The organism is Campylobacter concisus (assembly GCF_002165815.1).
Lineage (GTDB): Bacteria > Campylobacterota > Campylobacteria > Campylobacterales > Campylobacteraceae > Campylobacter_A > Campylobacter_A concisus_BH.
On the sequence record NZ_NDYN01000004.1, the window covers coordinates 14,275 to 34,241 of the forward strand.

Below are 19,967 nucleotides of genomic sequence, written 5' to 3' on the forward strand. Positions count from 1 at the left end.
ATTTTTATCCTTTTATTAAATTTTCTAGGCTCTTAGCACCATTTATCAAGGTCTGTTCGTCCCACGCTTTTGCGATGAGCTGGGCGCTCACGTTTAAATTTTGATCATCTTTGCCAACTGGCACAGAGATAGCTGGTAGGCCTGCTAAATTTACGCTGATCGTGTAGATGTCGCTTAGATAGGCTTGAAGCGGATCGCTGTGTGCTCCAAATTTATAAGCTGTGCTTGGAGCAACTGGCATGAAGATGAGATCATTTTCTTCTAAAATTTTCTCGTACTGAGCTTTTATATGCGCTCTTGCTTTTTGCGCTTTGATGTAGTAAGCATCGTAGTATCCGCTACTTAGTACAAATGTACCAAGTAAAATTCTTCTTTTTACCTCTTCGCCAAAGCCTTCTGAGCGCGAATTTACATATAGCTCTTTTAAATTTCTAGCTTCTGCGCGTCTGCCATATCTCACGCCGTCGTAGCGGCTTAAATTTGCGCTCGCCTCTGCGGTTGCGATGATGTAGTAGGCAGCGACGTCATATTTTGAGTCTTCAAAATTTGTGTAAGTTACGCTGTGACCGTGTGATTTTAGCTTCTCGATCGCTAAATTTAAAGCAGCTTTTGTCTGCTCGCTTGCGTTTTCGACGTAGTTTTTGATGACACAAATTTTTAGCTTTTTGTTGCCGTCTATCTTGTCACTAACGCTCACAAATGGCACATCTGCACTCGTGCTATCTTTTGGATCGTGTCCAGCGATCGCGTCATATAAAATGGCTGCATCTTCTACGTTTTGTGCGATCGGACCTATTTGATCAAGGCTGCTTGAGTAGGCGCCAAGGCCATATCTGCTCACTCTGCCATAAGTTGGCTTAAGTCCCACACATCCGCAAAATGCCGCTGGCTGGCGGATCGAGCCACCAGTGTCGCTACCGAGTGCGGCTACCGCAAGGCCAGCTGCGACTGCTGCTGCTGAGCCACCGCTACTGCCACCTGGGACGTGAGCGTGATTTAGTGGGTTTAGTGTTTTACCGTAAAATGAGCTCTCAGTCGTGCTTCCCATCGCAAATTCGTCCATATTTGTGCGGCCAAATGGAGCTAAATTTTTGCCAAGTAGCTTTTCGATAACAGTTGCGTTATAAGGCGCTACGTAGCCTTGTAAAATTTTAGAAGCGCACGTGACGCTCCAGCCTTTTACTTGGATGTTGTCTTTTATAGCGATAGGCACGCCCTCGCCTAGTTTTGCGATCTCTAAATTTGCTAGCTGCTCGACATAAGCCCCAAGCTCTTTTTCTTTTATGATCTTCGCCTCAAGCTCGGCTCTTAAATTTTTTATCTCTTCAGCTGAAAATTTCAAAGCTTCTTTTAAAGTTACCACTATTTCTATCCTTTAAATTTATTAACCAAAAATATGCCAAACAAGCTAACAACGACCACCGCAGCGATCGTTGCTATTATGATAGTTGCGCTTACTGGCTCACTTAGCACTTATGACCTCTTCACATCTTGGGCATAGCGCATCTTCTTTGCTAGCGTTAAATTTCCAGCATCTTGGGCATTTGTGAAGGTTGCTTGCTATGATCTTAAATTTATCGCCCTCTAGCTCAAACTCAGCTAATGGCTCGCTATCATCATAAGGCCTAACTGAGCTTACCATATAAAGATCAGCCACTTCGCGCTCGTCGTAGCCTGTGATGTTGTGGCTAGTTGTCTCTAGGCTTAGCTCTAGAGTTGATTTTATCTTTTTGTCCTTTTTAAGAACGTCCACGATCTCGTTAAATTTCTCCCTGCTGGCAAAAAGCAGCTCATCTTCAAAGCTAAGATCAAATTTGATTGGCTCATAAACTAAGTCAAACGCGTCTTTTGCCTCGCCTTTGATGATCTTTGGAGCGTAGTCCATCACCTCATCAACGGTGTAAGTAAGCGTTGGAGCGATGAGTGGCAAAAGTGCCTTTGTGATGATAGCCATCGCGCTTTGAGCTGATCTTCTTCTTGGGGCGTCTTTTGCGTCGCAGTAGAGCCTATCTTTGCAAACGTCAAGATATACGCCGCTAAGATCGGCTGATAAGAAATTTAAAAGGATATTAAAGCCCTTTGAAAAGTCATAATTTCTAAAGCAAGCGCTCGCCTCATCAAAGACCTTTTTAGCGCGTGCTAGTATCCATTTATCAAGGATGTTAAACTCTGTATTTAGGCTCTCAAGGTCATTTACATTTGCTAGTAAAAAGCGGATAGTGTTGCGGATTTTGCGGTACTGCTCGCTTATTTGTTTTAATATATCTTCGCTTATTTTTAGGTCGCTTGAGTAATCACTCATGCCAACCCAAAGGCGTAAAATTTCCACGCCGTGAGTCTTAGCCACGTCTTGTGGAGCGATGACGTTGCCCTTACTTTTACTCATCTTTTCGCCCTTAGCATCGACAGTAAAGCCGTGAGTTAGGATACTCTCATAAGGTGCGTGAGAATTTATAGCTGTGCTTACTAGAAGCGAGCTTTGAAACCAGCCGCGGTGCTGGTCTGAGCCCTCTAGATACATGCTTGCAGGGTATTTGCCAGCGTCGTAGTTGTCGCTTTGCAAGACCGCATGCCATGTCGAGCCGCTATCAAACCATACGTCAAGGATATCCATCACTTTTTCTAAATTTTCAGCTTTGTATTTTGAGCCCTTTGGTAAAAGCTCGTCTATGCTTAGCGCCCACCACGCATCAGCGCCTTTTTCTTTAAAAATGCCTGCGATGTGGTCTAAAATTTCACTATCAAATATAACTTCTTTTGTCGCTTTATCTCTGAAAAACGCGATCGGCACGCCCCAGTCACGCTGACGAGAGATGCACCAGTCTGGGCGATTTTCTATCATAGAGCCTATTCTTTTTATGCCAACGCTTGGGTAGAATTTAACCTTTTCAAGTTCTTTTAGCGCTGTTTGTCTAAGTGTTTTGCCGCCTAGTTTAGCCTCGTCCATAGCGATAAACCACTGCTTTGTGGCTCTATAAATTACAGGCTTATGTGTTCTCCAGCAAAATGGATAAGAGTGTCTAAATTTAGAGACGCTAAGCAAGCTTTTGCCAAGTAGCTCTAAAATTTTCTCATTTGCCTTAAAGATGTGCATACCGACAAACTCGTCTACCACGTCGCTTCTAAATAGTCCGTAATGTTTTATGCTCTCATCGTAGCAGCCACCATCATCAACTGGCATCAAAATTTCGCTAAAGCCATATTTTAAGCAAACATAGTAGTCGTCCTCGCCGTGACCTGGAGCTGTATGAACAAGTCCAGTACCCCCATCCATCATAACGTGATCGCCCAGTAAAAATTTAGACTTTCTGCCGTTTAGTGGGTTTATCGCGTGGGTGTTTTCAAGCAGGCTTGATTTGAACTCTTTTTTGATCTCGCCTTTGCTTAGGCCGCTTTGCACAACGCTTTCAAGTAGTGGCTTTGCAAATATCAAATTTTCAGCCGTTAGCACATAAATTTCATCTGGTTTTAGGCTTATGGCTTGATTTGCCGGAAGTGTCCAAGGTGTAGTTGTCCAGATGACAGCGCTTGCCTCTTTTACGCCAAGCTTTTCTAGCGCGTCGCTATCAAGCTCAAATGCTACGTAAATAGAGTAGTCCTCTTTCTCCTCATACTCGACTTCAGCTTCAGCTAACGCCGATCTAGCCGCCCAGCTCCAATAAACTGGCTTGCTTCTTTCAACCAAAAGCCCCTTTTTAGCGATCTCGCAAAGCGCTTTGTAGATATCAGCCTCAAACTCAAATTTCATCGTCATGTATGGATTTTCAAAGTCGCCGATGATGCCAAGGCTTTTAAATTCGTTTCTTTGAATGTCTATAAATTCTCTCGCGTGCTGCCTGCAAAGCTCTCTGATCTCGACCTTGCTAAGCTCTTTTTTCTTATCGCCAAGCTTGACTTCGACTTGCTGCTCGATCGGCAAGCCGTGGCAGTCCCAGCCTGGCACGTAGCGGACATTTTCGCCGTAAAAATAGTGCGTTTTTGTGATGATATCTTTTAAAATTTTATTTAACGCGTGGCCGATGTGTAGGTGGCCGTTTGCATACGGAGGGCCGTCGTGGATGTTGAAGTTTTTAACCGCATTTTGGCGATTTTTCTTCATTTTTTCATAAACCTTGCGCTCTTCGTACCATGATTTTAGTCTTTGTGGTTCATTTTGTGGGAGATTTCCGCGCATCGGGAAATTTGTCTCTGGGAGTAAAAGTGTCTCTTTGTAGTCCATTTTTTACCTTGATTTTAAAATTTGCTAATTTTACACCTGTGCTGGTTAAATCACACTGAAAAATAGTATAATGAGGCAAAAAAAGGAGCTTAAAAATGAGACAAAGTATCTTGATAATAGGCGAAGATCTTGAGATAAATAGAGAATTTCTAAACTACATTTTTCAAAGTTACGAGGATCATTTTGGCGAGCTTGGAGTGGTCAGTTTTGCTCCCAAAAATAGCAAAGAGCTACCTTTTATCATCGAAAATTTATCAAAAGATTACGACTTTGTAAGCATTTTTGGCTCAGATGAAAATTTTGCCATCGCTGCAAAGATCGTAGCGACGCTAACTGGGGGCTCGCTAGAGCTAAAAGATAGCACGACCCTTGCACTTAAAGATAGCTTAGACTACTCCAAAAATAGCTTTTTAGCCAGCCTAAATAACGCTCAGATAAATCTCATAAAAGCTAATCCAAATGAAGAGCTAGGCGAGTTTTTAGTCGAATATGAGCCTGATTTTAGCTACTTTCATCTAATAGACATCGATGCAGATAGCGCGAAGATCCTTATGTTGCCACTTGCTAAAACTTACGAGGTCGATATAACCCTTGCGCAGATCCTGCCAAATTTGATACTAGTAAGGGCAAAAAGCAATAAATTTGGTCAGATCGAGAGCTTTTTACAAGGCGTAAAAACGCTATTTTCGCAAAAATTTATCCCGCAAAAAGATGTGATCAAATTTGTAGCAAAAAGGCTCATGCAAAAGGGGCTTAAAATTTCATTTGCCGAGTCTTGCACGGCTGGGCTTGCGGCGGCTAAATTTGCAAGATATGGCGGCATCTCAGCTAGCTTTGATGGCTCACTAGTAACCTACGCAAATCACATAAAGCACGAGTGGCTGGGCGTTGAGGATGAAATTTTAGATACTTTCGGAGCCGTGAGCGAGCCTTGCGTAAAAGCGATGGTAAAAGGCACGCTAAGCACGACAAATGCGGACTTTGCGCTTGCTATAAGTGGCATAGCAGGACCAGGTGGGGGCACAGCTAGCAAGCCAGTTGGTACGGTATATGTCGCAGCTGGCGATAGAAACGGCAACATCGAGGTTGAGAGGCTACTTTTAAAAGGGGAGCGCAACTACGTTAGAGAGCAAAGCGTGCTAAGCGCCTATCTATGTTTGCTTCGCCTAAAAAGCGAGATATTTTTCGCATAAATTTTGCTTTTACTAAAAATTTATAAAAGCCTTACACTAAATTTAATGAGCTAAAATAAAATCCAGCGGTGATATTTACAATAAAATATCAAGAATAAAAAGCCAAATTTAGGAGGCTAAAGATGTTTAAAAAGATATTGTTACTCGCCATTAGTGCGTTATTTGCATTTGGCGCTGAGGCACAGGTGGGCGAGATAAAAGCAAGTGACTCACCCTTTGGTTACGCTAGCATTGGTGCGGAGCAAAATTTTGGCGGATACACCGGCAAAGAGAGCAAAGAAGTCGTCGTAAAAGATAGGCAAGAGCTTGTAAAATACGCTCAAATGGGTGGTTACGTCATCTATGTGGATGGGCTCATAGACCTTAGCGAAGGCAAGATCCCGCAAAATGGCAATAGCTTGGGGCTAGATAAATTTATAAGTGAGATTAGCGGTGGCGAGTTTAGCTCTTATATCAAATTTATGCAGGCTTACGGCGCTTCGTGCCATGCAAATTTAGATGGTTCGCAAGATCCAAAGCTAGCAGCGCTTCGCAAAAATTTAGCCAACGAATACAAAAAGCTCATCGTAGTGCCAGTAGCTAGCAATACCACGATAATCGGCTTAGGCGAAAACTCAGGCATAAAAGGTGGCTCACTTTTGCTAAAAAATGTCCAAAATATCGCGATCCGCAACATGTTGATCGAAGATGCTTTTGATCCATTTCCAGATGTACAAAAAAATGATGGCTTTAACGCGCAATATGACGGCGTTAGTATAGAATCAAGCAAAAACATCTGGGTAGATCACTGCCATTTTAAGGACACTGTTGAGCTTAGCCATGTGCATTTAGCAGGTGGAGAGCTTACTAAATGGCAAACTTATGACGGACTATGCGACATCAAGGGGGATAGTGCGGCTATCACGATCTCGCATAACATCTTTGAAAATCACGACAAAACGATGCTAATAGGCTCAAGAGACTCTGACGGCAGCAGCGAAACGAGAACTATAACGGTCGCTCATAACATTTTTGACAACTGCGCGCAACGCCTACCTATGGCACGCAATGCAAAGGTGCACGTCTATAACAACTTTTACGACTCAAAAGATGGCTTTTATGACCAAAAATACGCCATTGGAGTGCGCTTTGGCTCGCTAATATACGCTCAAAATAACTACTTTACAAATGGCGTCAAGATAAGCTACAAATGTAACAAAGGCACCATTTTTGAAAGCGGCAACATAGACCTTTCTAAAAAGGGCAGCGTTTGCGAAAAGCTAACCAAGCCGCCATTTGAGCCTCCATATAAATTTGAGCTCCTCGAAGCTTCAAACGTCCAAAACGAGGTAAATCAAAACGCAGGCACTGGCAAACTAGTCGTCATAAAATAATATCACCAAAGCCCCGAGCTAGCCAAAACGCTTGGGGCGTGAAAACAAAGCTAAATTTTTATATTTTTACAAGCCAAAACGCTAGCACATAGCCCATATATCAGCACGCAAAGGCTAACGCTTAGCCCAAAGACGCTAAGAGCGGCGGTCTGGCTAAACGAGAGTGTAAAAAACGAGATAAAGCTCGTGATAAATGCGCAAAATATCCCATAAATCCGCTCTTTTTCGCTAAGGCTTTCATTTAGCGCAAATATCATGTAATCAATCCCCACAGCGCTTGCAAGGATGAGCCCAAAGACGCCAAAGATGCTTAAATTTACGCCAAAAACGGTAAAGATAAAGAGCGTAAGAAGCACGCCAAAGATGATGACACCCATCACAAGTGCCGATATAAGCGCACTAAAATAAAACCAAAGCAGTAAAAACGCGACCACAAGCGCTGCTATTTTTAGCTTTAGTGCAAGCTCTTTTGCCTGAGTTAGGCTCTCATTTAGCGAGCTAGCGAAATTTAGACTAAAAGCGTTGTGGCGCTCTAGCACCTCATCACTTGCCGCCCCTTTTACAAAGCCACTCGCGTAAGCCACACTTGCATTTTCATCAAGGACAAATTTCTTAAAATCCTTCATAGATTTTAGAGCCAAAATTTCATTCGCGCTAAGCTCCTTTTCGCCCAAAACCTTTAAAATTTCACTTCGCACTTCATCTTTGCTAAAGCCAAATTTCTCATAAATCGCGTAAATTTGCTCATCATCAAGCGCCTTTTTAAAGGCCTCTTTTAGCTCATCCTGCTCGCTTTTACTTAAAAACATATCGCTTAGCGAGCTCTCATCTTTTATCAAATTTCTCTTTTTTAACTCATCTAAAAGGCTCTTTTCACCTCCCAAAATGTCACCTCTTGATCTTGTCACTATCATCGTGTTTTGGTTGTTGCCAGTTAGACTTAATATATAAGAAGAGTCCGCTAGCAGGCTCTTTGGCATATTTGAGTAGTCTTTTACATTTTCGCTTTTTGATAAATTTTTAAGATCAAAAACAAGAAAAATAGCTAGCAAAATAAGTGAGATAGTTAGAAATTTAACCCCAAAATGCCTAGCAACCACGCCTGAGAGCTCACAAAATTTAGTTAAGAACGCGTCAAAAACCTTTGATCTATAAAATTTAACCCCTTCAAAGACCAAAGGCATGAAAAAGTAGCTAGCTAAAAAGGCAGCTATAAGCGCAAATGCCGAAAATAGCGCCACCTCTTTAAGTAGCCTAAGATCAGAAAAAGTAAAAGCTAGATAGCCACTAAGCGTGATAAGAAGGCCTAGCAAGAAAATTTTTAGCATATTTTTTATGCTGCTAGCCCTGATCGCTTCGCCCTCGTTTTTGCTAAGCCAGTGCAAAATGTAGTCAAACATGAGGCCAATGAGGCTCGTGCTTATTAAAATAGTAAGGATATTTAGTTCATTTAGGCAGAGCAAAGTGCCTGCAAATGCCACACTAAAGCCAAACGCAGCGATAAATATCACATAAAAAATTCGCAAATTTCTAAAAGCAAGCATCAAAAATATAGCGGTCAAACTAAGCGAAACCACGCTCATATAAAGGCTCTCGCTCTCGTTTTTTTGCTTTGAAAATGCCTGATAAAGCGCACTTGAATGCACAAAAAGCTCATTTTGCCCAACTTTTAGCGCTTCTAGCTCGTTATAAAAATTTATTAGCCCCTCACTCGAAGCTCCCTTTTTTAGCTCGCCTTTTAGCAAGAAAAAGCTCTTTTTGCCGTCCTTTACCTCAAGCATGAGATCTGCTAAATTTAAGCTAACGTTGCCATTTTTTGCGCTAAAGCCACTACTTAGCGAGAAAAAATCATCATTTATATTTAAAAGTCTAAAGCTAAAGCTGTTAAAAATTTCCTCTGCGCGCTTTTTAAAAAAGGCCTTTTTATCGTTTTTTAAAAGCTCTAAATCACCCCTACTTAAAAGCGCGATCTTTGAGCGGTTGATGTCGCTTTTTATATCATTTAAATTTACGTCAATCTTCGCCTCAAAGCTCTTAAAAAGCGAGCTTTTAAGTGCTAGGCTTTGCACATTTTTGGCTAGCTCTTTGGAATTTACCAGCACCAAAAAATTTGACGCCATCTCATCTTGCACCTCTTTTAGCACCTTTGCCTCTTTGGCGTCTTTAAAATTTATCAGTGAAAAGATGTCAGTTTGGACGTTTTTTAGGCTCGCAAGCAAATATCCAAGTGAGCACAAAAAAACAAAGATAAAAGCCAAGATCGTGGCTAGTTTTTTCATTTTATACTAAACTCATTTAGCGTTTTATCGCCGCTTACCTCATCAAGCTCGATCTTTTTTACCGCCTTGTCGCCACTTATCTTTATAGTTTTAAAAATTTGTTTAAAGAGTAAATTTTTAGGACTTAGCTCTATGCTCCACTCTTTTAGGCTGCCGCCTGTCTTTATGTCAAATTCTTTCCTAAGCTCGCTCTCATCAAGGCTAATAATGGCCAAAAAGAGCTTTTCATCAAAATTTGCGCTCGTCTTTTCAAGCTTGCCATTTTCGTTTTTAAAAATACCATCTTTATTTATAAAAACCTTTGAGACGACTGGCTCTAGCGTGTCCCAGTAAAGACCGCCCTTTTCTAGCCTAAACTCGCCCGAGCTTTTTATGCTTTTGTTAAAGCCAGCCAGGCTCTTTGTCTGCGTGAAATTTCCGCTTACTCCATCTGTTTTTACTATATTTTTAAGCTCACCTAGCTCATAGCCAAAGCAAGATATAAAAATGGCTAAAAAAAGAGCTATTTTTCTCATCTTTTCTCCTTTTCATTGTAGGCTTTAAGCGCCTTTTTTAGGGCTTCTGGCATCTCAAAGCAAGTTTGTAAGCTCTTCATCTCGATGACGGCTTGCGCGGTATTTGCCTCGCTTATTTTTTCGCCCTTTTCATTTTCTATAAGGTAGTGAAATTTCAAAAACGTTTCGCACTCGCTAAGCGTCGTCGTGACCTTTATGACGTCGTTAAAAAAGGCTGGACGCACGTACTTTACGTCAAGCTTTACGATAGGAAAGGCGTAACCATCTTTTTTCATAGCGATATAGTTGTATCCTATCTTGTCAAGTAGCTCGCAACGCGCCATTTCTAGGTACTTGACGTAGTTTCCATGCCACATCACCTCCATGCTATCAACGTCAAAAAACGCCACTTTAAATGTGCTAACGTGTGAAATTTTCACTCTCATCTCCAAAAATCAAAAAAGTTAAACCACTGCGATGGGGTCTTGCACGCTCTTGCTTCAAGCTGCCTTACATAGCTCTGCACGTATGGCAGGACGCTTGCCTTGCGGTCTCTGCTAAGCTTTATCTCATCAGCGATATCACTTAGCTCTATGTCAAATTTATCGCCCTTTTTTATGCACCAAAGCGCGCTCATTTTTACTCCCAAAATGCCAGCTAGCAAGTATGGGCCGTAGTTAAATTTAGCCTCCTTGCCAAGAAAGCTAAGCCTTATAAATTTATCTCCATTAAGCGGCGTCCTATCGCCCATTATGCCGATATTTACGCCATCTTCAACCGCCTCTTTTAGCTGCATCATCGCAGCCGCATCAAGCTTTTCAACGCTTATTAGTTTGATCTGCCCCTTGCTGATCTGCTCTAAAATTTTATAAAAATTCTCACTACCCTTGCTATAAACCAAGATGATCATGCGAAAATTTGGCGATCTAAGCGAGAGTGCCTTGCAAATTTCTACATTACCAAGATGGCTTGTAAGCACGATCCTACCACGCTTTGAAGCTTCAAACTCATCTTTGATGCTGTTAAATTTACTAAGCTCTAGCTCGCTTTCAAGCACGCCATTTTGCCAGATGCGAAATTTATCACATATTGCTATGCCAAAGTCATAAAAGTTGCTAAAAACGCTAGTGGTTGGCTTTTTACCGCTAAATTTCTCTACATTTAAAAGAAATTCTCTTATATTTTCTCTCTCAACTTTTGAAAAGAGATAGTAAAAGCAAACGACGATGATAACGATAGGTTTTATGAGAAATATAGGCAAATTTCTAGTTAAAAATAGGCTAACTCTAAGAAAAAATTCGTTTGATCTCTCGCCCTTTTGCCACCATGCGTATTTTTGCCCTTTAAAGACTTTGCCAAACAAAAATGGCACTAAAGTAAAAAAATATCTTGCATGCATGAGGCTTATTAGCGCGTTATCTTTTAGCATTTTAAAGTGCGAAACGCCGCCAGCTTCGTAGCTCACTTTTAGCGCTATCCACTTGATCTCTACGCCAGATCTTATGGCATTTACCAAGATCTCCATGTCAAATTCCATCCTATTTGAGCTACTTTGGAGGGTCGCACTCTCAAGCTCTTTTAGAGGATAAATTCTAAAGCCACACATCGCGTCTTTGATGTCAAAATTTAAAGTGTTGATCTTGACCCAAAAATTTGTGATCTTTCTGCCATAAAACCTCGACTTTGGCGCGTCTTCGCCGTAAATTGGATCAGCCATTATTAGATCATTTGGATATCTTTTGCTAAGCTCCAAAAACTCCGCTACCAAGCTTATGTCGTGTTGAAAGTCAGCGTCGATCTGAAATGCATGCGTGTAGCCATTTTGCAAAGCGTGTCTAAAGCCATCTTTTAGCGCAGCTCCCTTGCCACCATTTTGCGCTCTTGTTAAAATTTCTACACCAAATTCGCTCAAATTTTCCAACGCCTTTTTTGATACCTCGTTTGAGCCATCATCTACTATCAAAATGGGTAGATCATATCTCGCAAGCGCCTCACAAAGGGCTTTGATCTTTTCTGGATGGTTGTAAAATGGTATGAGAAAGAGTGTCTTCATAAGCCCAGCTTTATCCTGCCACCAGCACTTTTGGTGCCATTACAAAATATCTCAAAATAGACCTTCTCATCTCTTTGCGAAATTTCTATACAAAGCTCGTCATTTGGCCTTACAAATTTTAAAAATTTCAGATTCTCCACCACACATTGATCGCCTATTTCTGCGCCAATCTCTCTTGCAAATTTAAATACAAAATCAAGCTGCACAAAGCCAGGCAAAAGCGGTAAATTTGGAAAATGCTCCATAAAAATGCCAAGCGCAGGGCTAAGCTTTGTCTTAAATTTATAAACGCCATCCTCGCTACTTTTCTCCCAAGAAAGCTCTTCATTTTTTTCTAAAAGAGCTTTAAAATTTGCCTTTAAAAACTTGCCCTGAGCGTTTTTGCAAAGCGAGCTAACGATCTTAAAATATCTAACACTATTTTTAAACTCAGGCCTTAAAAGCTCATTTAGCCTTGCTACGACGCCCTTTTTGCCGCTATCTCTAAAGAGTCTCACGCCATCTTCGCTAAGCTCCAAAAGCGCAGCTAGACGCTTAAATTTAGGATGCGTGTCGCAGTAGCAGTCTTTTAAAAGGCCGCTTTCAAACATCTTATTTTCGATACTTATTAGATTGACCCTTTTGTCGTTTAGCTTAACGATCCTATCGATCCTGCCCTTTAGCGTGAGCCTGCTGCCATCTATCTGCGCCCAGTCGCTAGTTTGGAAAAACTCGCACCAAGGCGAGCTCACATTTAACGCCTCGTCCTCGTTAAGACCCGCTTTTACCTTGCTAAAAAGCAAAAGCTCATCGCCTAAATTTCTAGCAACTATGCCAGTTTCGGTGCTACCATAAATTTCAATTATCCTAGCGCTACTTAAGCTTTCTATCTTTGCCCTTAGCTCGCTCTTTAGTGCAGATCCCGCGCAGATGATGTTTTTTAGCCCTGAAATTTCAGCCGCTCTTGGGCTAGAAACTAGCGTTTGAAGCAAGACTGGGCTTGTTACGAAGGTTAAATTTGTAAGGTCTAGCTCAAAGATCGCCTCTGGGTAGTTTAGCTCCTTGCTAACGGCTTTTGCGCCAGAGATGAGCGGCAAAAAGATCTTAAATGTAAGGCCAAACATGTGCTGGTGCGAGACGCTAGCAAAAAATTTATCCTCCTCATTAAATCCCAGCTCATCTTTTAAAAATAGCCCCTCATCTATCATCGCGCCAAGACTTTTTTGGATATTTTTACTAGCTCCACTTGAGCCTGAGGTTTGGAGAAAAAATGTAGAATTTTGATCAAATTTTAGCTCCATGCTCTTACTAAAGTCTAAAAAATCACCAAAATTTTCATCGTTAATGACAAATTTATCCCCGCTATATATCGGCTTTGCAAGCAAGATAGGTTTTACGCCAACCCCAAGCGCTCCAAAAAAGGCTACGCAAAAGTCAAAGCTCTGGCTTAAATAAATTTCTATCTCGCTTAAATTTTTCTCTTTTAAATTTGCTCCAAAAGTAGCCGCGTACTCGTAAAGATCCTTGCTAATGTCCACAAATTTAAATGCCTTTAGGCTCTTTTTAAAATCCATTTTCCCTCTTTAAAATAAAAATTTTACGATATAAAATTTCGCCAAAAAATAAAACTCCCATCAAGATATAAGATACAAATGAGCAGTAAATGCTCCAGTAAATTTTATCTTCAAACTGCGCCAAAATAAAGGCAAAAGCAGCGTTAAAAACGAAAAACCAGCACCAAATTTTAGTTAGACCTCTTGTGTAGCTAACGACTTTTTCATCTATATTTTTCTCTTTTAGCATAGCAAGCCTTGTTATGACCGCCTCGCCCTTTAAGCTGTAAAAAAATACCGCCAAAAAGCCAAGACTTACGATACTTGGGTATAAAAGCGCTAAATTTACACTTCTAAAAATAGCACAAACTGCAAAAAATAGCCCAGCCGCTAAGCAAACCTGCCTTGTTTTAGCACTTTCAAAATAAGCCCTAGCCAGCCAAAGAGCGCATAGCACGCAAAAGATAAATGTTGCACCCTTTTGCCAAAAAAATAGCACCAAAGGATAGGCGATGCTTGCTAAAACTAGCGCTACTTTTACTATCTTATGCTTCAAATTTCTTTGCTACGGCTTTTACGATATCATCGAGCGTTTTTACGTTTTTAAAGTCCTCTGGCATCAGTCTATAACCAGTTTGGCGCTTGATGTAATCAATCATATCAATAGCATCTATACTATCTATCTGCAAGTCCTCATATATCCTAGTTTCAGGCCTTATCTTGCTCTCGTCTATCTCAAAAAGCTCGATCAAAGCCTTCTTTAAAATTTCAAAAATTTCTACTTCGCTCATTGTTATTTCCTATTTTCGTAAATGTATTTTGCAAGAGAAGATACGCTAAAGAATATCTCTTTTAAATTTGCTGTCTTTGAGTCAAGCACGAGGCCATATTTTTTCTGTACAGCTAGTCCAAGCTCTAGTGCATCGACGCTATCAAGCCCAAGACCCTCGCTAAAAAGCGGTGCGTTCTCGTCGATATCGCTTGGCTTCATATCCTCTAAATTTAAGCTTGTGATGATCAGCTCTTTTATCTCATTAACTAGTTCTTTCACTAAATTCCTCCTTATAAATTTTACTTATCTCATCATGCAAGGCTCTCGCCCTTACGGGGCTTGGCCTATCTTTTAAAAACTCACCAACTTCAAATTTCTTTAGCTCTTTAAAGACGTACTTTATCTTTTCATCTGGCGTTTTGTACCATGGCTCATTTTTTCTAAGGCTTCTTGGAGCCATATTTATACCCACACAAATCACGTTAGACGCGCCTTTTATGCCCATATACGCGGCCGCTTTATGAAAGATGATCTCCTCTTTCGTGCGTGTGCCCTCTGGGAAAATGAGCAAATTTTCGCCGCTTTTTAAAACATCTATGCTTTTTTGTAAAAATTCCTCGTTATTTGTGTTTGGTATGTAGTTGCACGCCCTAATAGCCGCAAATAAAAATATATTTTTGCCAAGCTCGCCCTTTACGATGCAGTTTATCCTTTTAAATTTTGAGACCAAAAAGACCACATCAAGCAGCGAAGGGTGGTTTGCGATGACTAAATTTGAACCGCCATTTAGCTTTGTAAGCTCAAATTTATAGTCTAGATACCCACAAATTTTAGTAACTTTTATAAAAAATCCCCAAGAAACTCTAACAAGATCTCGGCATAAATTTTGCATAAATTTAAATTTATTTAGCCCCAAAAGCACGACTGGCACTAGCAAAAGGTCGCCACTTATGCAAATGAGCGCAAAAAAAGAAAATAAAAATCCAGCTCTAACGATTTTAAGGCTCATAGCTAAAATTCCAAGACACGAAATGACTGCTACTTTGCCACGTTTTTGCCAAATTTGGGTCAAAATTTACGATGAAGTTTTGCAGTAAATTTTCTGAAATTTCTTCTTCTTTTTCCACTCTTTTTAGAGTTAAAACTCTCTTATCTTTTGCCTTTGAGACGACAAGCGCTAGCATAAATGATGGCTTTTGCTCATCAAAATAGCTCTGCGATATCGACTCATGATAGGCAAGTATGAGCACCTTTTCATATCCGTCATTTAGCCTTAAAAACGCAGCTTGCAGTGCGTCTTCAACTGGGCTAAATGATGAGATGGCTAGAATTTCATTGTGATTTTTAGCTTCGATGCTAAGAAGCGACGAGATAGCGTTATGCACAGAGAGCGAAAACGACGTTGGCGATACTGGCTCAGCCTTTGCAAGCGCGGTTTCTAGCTCAAAGCAGCGATTTATCTCGCCCTCATATGAGCTAAAAATGACTGGCATGTCGATACTCTCAAAACTACTAAGCAGGCTAAAAGCGCACTTTGCGGCACTACTTAGCCTTCTTCTTTGCAGGGGTGGGATCTTTGCTAGATCAAATTCTTTTTTATATCTAGCCAGATCCTCACTGATCTCGCCATAAGCTATAGCGTCATAAAAATCAACTTGAAATTTCATTATTTCGCGATGTCGCCTCTTAGTGTGACGCCAGACATCAAAGCGCCGCTGCCGCACTGAAACTGGGTTTTAGAGTTAAATGGCTGTTTTTTGTAGTATCCAGTCAAATTTACAACCTTCGTGCCGCCCTCTTTTATAGCTCTTTCTTGAAATGACTTCAAAGCAGAGAGAAGCGCGATCTGGCAAGCCTCTTCATCGCCTTTGTTAAAGCCATTTGTCTTTTTATTAGCTGTTAGGTCTTTAACGATTATGTTGCCTGTGTAGCCTGTGCCAAAGCTAACACTAACGTTTGGTAGCAAAAATTCTTTAGCCTTTGGGCCCTTTAGGAAGTCCAGCGAGTGGTACTTCACGTCGTCTCTTGCGCTAAGGCTTGTGGCAAATGCCAAAACGGCAACTAATGAAACTAATCTTTTCATCTTATATCCTTTTTAAAATTTGTTATCTACTCTTTTAAATATCAAAGATGTATTTACACCGCCAAATGCAAAGTTATTACTCATCACAAAGTCCGTCTTTATCGGCGTTGGCTCCTTTAAGTAGTTTAGCTTTGCACACTCAGGATCAGTTACGTTTAAATTTATAGTTGGAAAAAATAGCTCTTCTCTCATCATCATTATGCTAGCGATCGCCTCTAGCCCGCCACAAGCGCCAAGCGTGTGACCTAGATAACTTTTAAGCGAGCTAATGGCGATGTCCTCCCCAAAAAGCTCGTTTGTAGCGATACTTTCAGCTATATCGCCATGTTTTGTCGCGGTCGCATGGGCATTTACGTAGCCTATGCTCTTTGGCTCTAGTTTTGCCGCGCGGAGTGCTAGGCTCATCGCTGCTTTCATCGTAGCACTTTGTGGTCTAGTGATGTGCGTGCCGTCACACGTTGAGCCAAAGCCAACGACCTCAGCGTAAATTTTAGCTCCCCTTTTTAAGGCGCTCTCTTCGCTTTCAAGCACTAAAAATCCTGCTCCCTCGCCAAGCACCAAGCCATCTCTATCTTTTTCAAACGGCGTTGGTGTCAAATTTGGCATGCTGTTTTTGACGCTAGTCGCATAGAGCTTGTCAAAGACGTATGCCTCACTCACACAAAGCTCCTCAGCCCCACCAGCTAGCATCATATCTATGCTGCCATTTTTTATACTCTCATAAGCGTAGCCAATGGCGTGTGAGCCGCTTGTACATGCCGAAGATGTAGGGATGATACGCCCTTTTAGCGAGTAAAATAGCGCGATATTTGCCGCCGTGGTGTGAGGCATCATTTTTATGTAGGTATTTGCGTTAAAGCCGCTATCCATGTCCAAAACTAGCTTTGCCATGTCAAGGATAGAGTCCGTGCTACCAGTGCTTGAACCACTTGCCACGCCCATCCTGCCATCTTGCACACTTGGGTCTAAATTTGCAGCCTGCAAGCCTTCGCCATTTAGCAAACCAGCGTCTTTTAAAGCAAGCCCAGCCGCATGCACGCTATAAGTTGAGACCTTACCAAGGCTTCTTAGCTGTTTTCTGTCCCACTCCTGCGGGTGTTTGTAGTCTATGATAGGAGCTGCTAGGCGCGTGTTTAGCTCCTTATAGCCCTCCCACTCGCTCATATATCTCACGGCATTTTTGCCTGCAAGAAATTTAGCCCTCATCTCCTCCCAGCTGTTGCCAAAAGCACTGACTGCACCGATACCTGTGACAAATACACGCATTAGCAAAGTCCTCCATTTACGCCGATAACCTGCCTCGTGATGTAGCTAGCCTCGCCACTTAGTAGAAATTTAACAAGTCCTGCCACCTCATCTGCCTCGCCAGCTCTTTTTGCAGGTATGGCCTTTAGCACCTCATCTAAAAAGTCGCTATTTAAAATTTCTTCGCTCATATCTGTCTTTATAAGCCCAGGTGCCACGCAGTTTACTGTTATGCCCCTGCTGGCAAGCTCGACTGCAAGGGCTTTGCTAGCTCCTATGATGCCAGCTTTGCTAGCTGAGTAATTCACCTGACCCCTGTTGCCAATGACCCCTGAAACAGAGCTTAGCGTCACTATCCTAGCTGGCTTTCTAGCCCTTATCATGGGCATTAGCGCTGGTCTTAGGACGTTGTAAAAGCCATTTAAATTTACATCTATCACATCAAACCACTCGTCATCACTTAGCCCCACAAAGGTATTATCCCTTGTTATGCCAGCGTTTAAAATAACGCCGTAATAGACGCCATTTGCCTCCATATCAGCTTCTATGGCCTCTTTTGCCGCAGCAGTGTCAACCACGTCAAATGTCATAAATTTAGCCCCAAGCTCGCTAGCCATCTTTAAAAGCTCATCACTCTTGCTTCTTGCATGAAGCACCACTTCGTATTCATTAGCAAGGCGCCTAGCGATGCTAGCTCCTATGCCTCTACTTGATCCAGTTATTAATACTCTCTTACTCACTAAGTGCCTTTTTTACAAATTCTTCATCAGGGCTCATCACGTTTAAAACCGCCCTTGCGCCAAGCTCGCCATTTACAAAAAGCTCGCTGTCATACACGCCAAAACCACTCTCATCTTGAATGGAGCACTTTGAGACGATCACTATCTCATCGCCCACTTTAAAATATGGCCTAAAAATTTCAAATTTTCTACTACCAAGTAAAAAGCCAAATATCGCCTTCTCGCCCCTTAGCTCACGCATCTTTGAGTCGTAGATCCCAAGGCTTTGAGCCATCATCTCTATCGCCTTTTGCGTCATAAATTTCCCATCTTCTAAAAAGGGATTTTGCTCATTTATCACGCTTCTTACTTTTATGCTCTCGCAAGGTGTAAATTCTAAAATTTCATCGATCAAGGTTATGGCGCTGCTGTGCGGCAAATAATCACTTATCATCATCTCACTCTTTTAAATATTATCGCGGCATTATCTCCGCCAAAGGCAAAAGATAGCGACATCGCTGTTTTTACGTCAAATTTCGTGCCGCTTTTTACTAAATTTATAGCCTCCAAGCTCTCATCATACTCGCCGTCATAGACGTGTGGTGGCAAGGTGCTATTTTCCTCCATGCAAAGCATGGCGCAAATGGCGCTCTCAATAGCTCCAGCAGCCCCAAGCGTGTGACCGATCTGAGGCTTTATCGTGCTTGCAAAGGTGGCACCAAGCGTTAAATTTACAGCTTTTGCCTCCATTTTGTCATTTGCCTGCGTGCCAGTGCCATGTAAATTTACATAATCCACGCAGCTCATACTGGCTCTTTTTAGCGCGCCCTCTATGCAATTTACTGCCATTTTGGCGCTAAAATCAGGCTGCGTCATGTGAAAAGCGTCGCAGTTTGAGGCTGAGCTAGCGACTACGACGTTTGAAATTTCATCGCGGCTTAGCAAAAATAGCCCAGCTCCCTCGCCGATATTTATCCCCTCTCTGTTTTTAGAAAAGGCCTGACTTGGAGCGCTGCTTAGTATGCTAAGCGAGTTAAAGCCATTTATCGTAAGCGTATTTAGGCTGTCTACTCCGCCACAAATGACTGCGTCACAAAGCTCGCTTTCAATGAGCCTTTTTGCCTCAATAACCGCCTTAACGCCCGAGGTGCACGCAGTCGATACGCAGTAGCTTGGACCGCTAAGCTCGTAAAAGTCGCTCACAAACTCAGCCACGTTTGCAAGGCAGTTTCTGTTTATGTCAAACCTACTTTTATCAAAAAATCCAGTCGCGATATAGCCTTTAAATGGCTCGAAATTCTCCTCAACGCCGCTTGTTGTAGTGCCAAGAACTACTCCCACTCGGCTTTTGCCATATTTTTTGATAGCTCTTTTTATCTCAGCATCGATCTCTAGCATCGTGCTTAAAAGCAAAGCATTTGTGCGAGTTTTGAAGTGCTCTTTGGTTTTATTTGAAAAGCTAGGTAAAGCGCCATTAAATTTACCCACCAAAAACTCATTTTGCGGGTGAAATTCGCAGCTTTTGCTTAAAAATCTCTTGCCACTTAAAAGCGAGCTTAAATTTTCATCACTACTGCTACCTGCTGCGCTGATAATGGCTGGTTTGCTAACGTATATCAACGCTTTTTACCTCATAAATTTGATCATCTATCATAAATTTTTGCTCATTTTTTTCATCTTTTATCATCTCAAGCACCTTGATAAAAAGCTTATTGTAGGCGCTATTTGGCGGCAGGAAGCCCAAATTTGCAAACGTGCCACCCTTTAAAACTCGCCTAGCTTCTGGTGCGCCAAGTGCGTTTACAAGGCTAAATTTATACTCATTTTCACTATTTTGCACATAGAGCATTAGCGGCCCTTTTGATGAACTAACCTCAAATGCCTTTAAGCTAAAATCCGCCAGCTTTGGCGCATCAAATTTCTTCGCACAGCCAAGAGCTAGAAGCGTTACTGCAAGGATCATAGCTATCTTTTTTACAAGCACTTTTTACCTTTTTAGTGTTCT

20 protein-coding genes are annotated in these 19,967 nt (G+C 41.7%); 2 read left to right on the forward strand and 18 right to left on the reverse strand.

What is annotated here, in order from left to right:
* Nucleotides 1–4 precede the first annotated feature (4 nt).
* Together gatA and ileS are read right to left on the reverse strand one after the other, a co-directional pair.
* Entirely contained in the window at nt 5–1,363 is a 1,359-nt protein-coding gene (gene gatA, locus B9N65_RS04080; protein WP_087582910.1) for an Asp-tRNA(Asn)/Glu-tRNA(Gln) amidotransferase subunit GatA, read from the reverse strand.
* Nucleotides 1,364–1,462: 99 nt separating this feature from the next.
* Nucleotides 1,463–4,219, reverse strand: coding sequence for an isoleucine--tRNA ligase (gene ileS / locus B9N65_RS04085; protein WP_087582911.1), 2,757 nt, complete (start codon nt 4,217–4,219; stop codon nt 1,463–1,465).
* 95 nt (nt 4,220–4,314) lie between these two features.
* Between ileS and B9N65_RS04090 the strand changes: the two genes are divergently transcribed.
* Both B9N65_RS04090 and B9N65_RS04095 read left to right on the forward strand, forming a co-directional pair.
* Nucleotides 4,315–5,412 (forward strand): CinA family protein, encoded by a 1,098-nt coding sequence (locus B9N65_RS04090; protein ID WP_087582912.1) that lies wholly within the window; start codon nt 4,315–4,317, stop codon nt 5,410–5,412.
* A 122-nt stretch (nt 5,413–5,534) separates the two neighbouring features.
* Complete coding sequence (locus B9N65_RS04095; RefSeq protein ID WP_087582913.1) at nt 5,535–6,785, forward strand: pectate lyase family protein; 1,251 nt, start codon at nt 5,535–5,537, stop codon at nt 6,783–6,785.
* Nucleotides 6,786–6,835: 50 nt separating this feature from the next.
* On the opposite strand, the gene B9N65_RS04100 is transcribed toward B9N65_RS04095, so the two are convergent.
* From B9N65_RS04100 to B9N65_RS04175, 16 genes are read right to left on the reverse strand one after another with little or no spacing between them, the layout of a single operon-like run.
* Nucleotides 6,836–9,064: a hypothetical protein gene (locus tag B9N65_RS04100; protein ID WP_087582914.1), complete on the reverse strand. Its 2,229-nt coding sequence runs from the start codon at nt 9,062–9,064 to the stop codon at nt 6,836–6,838.
* Nucleotides 9,061–9,579: a LolA family protein gene (locus B9N65_RS04105; protein WP_087582915.1), complete on the reverse strand. Its 519-nt coding sequence runs from the start codon at nt 9,577–9,579 to the stop codon at nt 9,061–9,063. The genes B9N65_RS04100 and B9N65_RS04105 overlap by 4 nt, the downstream gene beginning before the upstream one ends.
* Nucleotides 9,576–10,004, reverse strand: a complete 429-nt coding sequence (locus B9N65_RS04110) for an acyl-CoA thioesterase (protein ID WP_141083834.1) — start codon at nt 10,002–10,004, stop codon at nt 9,576–9,578. Before B9N65_RS04110 ends, B9N65_RS04105 begins: the two co-directional genes overlap by 4 nt.
* Nucleotides 10,001–11,611, reverse strand: a complete 1,611-nt coding sequence (locus B9N65_RS04115; RefSeq protein WP_087582916.1) for a glycosyltransferase family 2 protein — start codon at nt 11,609–11,611, stop codon at nt 10,001–10,003. The genes B9N65_RS04110 and B9N65_RS04115 overlap by 4 nt, the downstream gene beginning before the upstream one ends.
* Nucleotides 11,608–13,164 carry an AMP-binding protein gene (locus B9N65_RS04120; protein ID WP_087582917.1) on the reverse strand — a complete coding sequence of 519 codons (1,557 nt, stop codon included), beginning with the start codon at nt 13,162–13,164 and terminating at the stop codon, nt 11,608–11,610. Before B9N65_RS04120 ends, B9N65_RS04115 begins: the two co-directional genes overlap by 4 nt.
* Nucleotides 13,154–13,699, reverse strand: a complete 546-nt coding sequence (locus B9N65_RS04125) for a hypothetical protein (protein ID WP_087582918.1) — start codon at nt 13,697–13,699, stop codon at nt 13,154–13,156. Before B9N65_RS04125 ends, B9N65_RS04120 begins: the two co-directional genes overlap by 11 nt.
* Nucleotides 13,689–13,934 (reverse strand): acyl carrier protein, encoded by a 246-nt coding sequence (locus tag B9N65_RS04130; RefSeq protein ID WP_087582919.1) that lies wholly within the window; start codon nt 13,932–13,934, stop codon nt 13,689–13,691. Before B9N65_RS04130 ends, B9N65_RS04125 begins: the two co-directional genes overlap by 11 nt.
* A gap of 2 nt (nt 13,935–13,936) precedes the next feature.
* The gene (locus B9N65_RS04135) at nt 13,937–14,194 is read right to left on the reverse strand and encodes a phosphopantetheine-binding protein (RefSeq protein WP_012140381.1); all 258 of its coding nucleotides are present in this window, start codon (nt 14,192–14,194) and stop codon (nt 13,937–13,939) included.
* The gene (locus B9N65_RS04140; RefSeq protein ID WP_087582920.1) at nt 14,178–14,924 is read right to left on the reverse strand and encodes a lysophospholipid acyltransferase family protein; all 747 of its coding nucleotides are present in this window, start codon (nt 14,922–14,924) and stop codon (nt 14,178–14,180) included. The genes B9N65_RS04135 and B9N65_RS04140 overlap by 17 nt, the downstream gene beginning before the upstream one ends.
* Nucleotides 14,914–15,582 carry a beta-ketoacyl synthase chain length factor gene (locus B9N65_RS04145; protein WP_087582921.1) on the reverse strand — a complete coding sequence of 223 codons (669 nt, stop codon included), beginning with the start codon at nt 15,580–15,582 and terminating at the stop codon, nt 14,914–14,916. The genes B9N65_RS04140 and B9N65_RS04145 overlap by 11 nt, the downstream gene beginning before the upstream one ends.
* Nucleotides 15,582–15,998, reverse strand: coding sequence for an excinuclease ABC subunit A (locus tag B9N65_RS04150; protein WP_087582922.1), 417 nt, complete (start codon nt 15,996–15,998; stop codon nt 15,582–15,584). Before B9N65_RS04150 ends, B9N65_RS04145 begins: the two co-directional genes overlap by 1 nt.
* Nucleotides 15,999–16,010: 12 nt before the next feature.
* On the reverse strand, nt 16,011–17,264 hold the full coding sequence (locus tag B9N65_RS04155; RefSeq protein ID WP_087583048.1) for a beta-ketoacyl-ACP synthase: 1,254 nt from the start codon (nt 17,262–17,264) through the stop codon (nt 16,011–16,013).
* Nucleotides 17,264–17,983: a 3-oxoacyl-ACP reductase FabG gene (gene fabG, locus B9N65_RS04160; RefSeq protein WP_087582923.1), complete on the reverse strand. Its 720-nt coding sequence runs from the start codon at nt 17,981–17,983 to the stop codon at nt 17,264–17,266. The genes B9N65_RS04155 and fabG overlap by 1 nt, the downstream gene beginning before the upstream one ends.
* Complete coding sequence (locus B9N65_RS04165) at nt 17,976–18,419, reverse strand: ApeP family dehydratase (protein ID WP_087582924.1); 444 nt, start codon at nt 18,417–18,419, stop codon at nt 17,976–17,978. The genes fabG and B9N65_RS04165 overlap by 8 nt, the downstream gene beginning before the upstream one ends.
* Nucleotides 18,416–19,582, reverse strand: a complete 1,167-nt coding sequence (locus B9N65_RS04170) for a beta-ketoacyl synthase N-terminal-like domain-containing protein (protein WP_087582925.1) — start codon at nt 19,580–19,582, stop codon at nt 18,416–18,418. Before B9N65_RS04170 ends, B9N65_RS04165 begins: the two co-directional genes overlap by 4 nt.
* On the reverse strand, nt 19,569–19,946 hold the full coding sequence (locus B9N65_RS04175; protein WP_257640025.1) for a hypothetical protein: 378 nt from the start codon (nt 19,944–19,946) through the stop codon (nt 19,569–19,571). Before B9N65_RS04175 ends, B9N65_RS04170 begins: the two co-directional genes overlap by 14 nt.
* Nucleotides 19,947–19,967 lie beyond the last annotated feature (21 nt).